Raw genomic sequence first — 619 nt, forward strand, 5'->3', positions numbered from 1 at the left:
CTAGGATGCCCGCTACTCCCATCATGTGGAAGGGGTTCAGGGTCCAGTTGTGGAAACCTTGTAGGAATAAGATGAAACGGAAAATTCCCGCTACCCCAAAGCTGGGTCCGAAAAACCAGCCTGACTGTCCTAGGGGATACATCAGAAAAACACTGACGAATACGGAAATCGGTCCAGAGAAGGCGATCGCGTTATAAGGACGAATGCCCACCAAACGAGCAATTTCAAACTGACGCAGCATGAAGCCAATCAGTCCAAAGGCACCGTGGAGGGCAACGAAGGTCCAGAGTCCTCCCAATTGACACCAATGGGTAAAGTTCCATTGTGCCTCGGGTCCCCAGAGGAAAATTAAGGAGTGTCCCAAACTATTAGGAGGGGAAGAAACAGCGACGGTGAGGAAGTTACAGCCTTCCAAGTAGGAAGAAGCCAAACCGTGGCTATACCAAGATGTAACGAAGGTTGTGCCGGTGAGCCAGCCCCCCAGTGCTAGATAGGCGCAGGAGAACAGGAGTAAACCCGACCAACCGATAAAAACGAAGCGATCGCGTTTGAGCCAGTCATCGAGGACATCAAACCATCCTCGTTGTGCCTGGGCGCGTCCCATTGCTACGGTCATAAA

The 619-nt window shown here is 51.7% G+C and carries 1 pseudogene; it reads right to left on the minus strand.

The features are described from left to right. Positions 1-616 (minus strand): annotated as a pseudogene (locus VB714_RS07430) (photosystem II D2 protein (photosystem q(a) protein)); the annotation flags it as partial. Positions 617-619 lie beyond the last annotated feature (3 nt).

The sequence above is a fragment of the Spirulina sp. 06S082 genome, assembly GCF_034932145.1.
Taxonomy (GTDB): Bacteria; Cyanobacteriota; Cyanobacteriia; order Cyanobacteriales; family Spirulinaceae; genus CCY15215.